We start from the raw sequence: 585 nt of genomic DNA, 5'->3' as shown, positions 1-585 counted from the left end.
ATTTCATTGAAGTCCGCATCGCCAAACCGGGCTCAAATCCATCGCGAAGTGTCGAAGTTGGGAGATCAGAGCCTCCAATCGATCATCCGAATATACCTTTTCTGCATTTCTGAAATCAGTCTTGCTAATTTCTGACTTTCCTTCTGCGGTGCTAAAGCAAAAGTTGACATACTTGATTACGTCGCGTGGACGCATCAAAGAACGTTCTACAATGTAAACCCAGCTGCGTTTCTTGTTGTCGTAGCTAGTCTTAAAAAGGTCTACAAAGTGTACGTTGTCCTTGGTGTACTTCCATCGATATAGATGGCCGATCCGCTTCTCGACTAGTTCCCAAAGTTGTTCCCGAGTCCACTTAATGCGAACAATATAGTCCTCATTTTTCTCGAGCTGCCCTTGCGAAGGTGGGTATTCCATGTTCATTTTTTCATATACGTCATTCCGAATGGACACCACTACTTTGAGGTTTCGAATCTTTCGTAGGCCTTTGCATGCTTCGAATAAGCAGTGAATGATCGTGTGGTCGTGTCGCGAATGCTGTGGAAATTCCCTGGCGGCGCGCTCCGGGCATGTGAAGGGTCGGTGTTT

1 protein-coding gene is annotated in these 585 nt (G+C 46.2%); it reads right to left on the bottom strand.

Annotation, left to right across the window (positions count from 1 at the left end; genetic code table 11):
- Window positions 1-3 precede the first annotated feature (3 nt).
- A partial coding sequence (locus tag C6W91_RS21275; RefSeq protein WP_370571630.1) for a P-loop ATPase, Sll1717 family occupies window positions 4-585 on the bottom strand: 582 nt, incomplete at its 5' end.

This window comes from Phaeobacter sp. SYSU ZJ3003 (genome assembly GCF_041300735.1).
Lineage (GTDB): Bacteria > Pseudomonadota > Alphaproteobacteria > Rhodobacterales > Rhodobacteraceae > Phycobacter > Phycobacter gallaeciensis_A.
The sequence above is the reverse complement of the archived record's forward strand: the minus strand, read 5'-3'. Positions and strand labels throughout refer to the sequence as shown.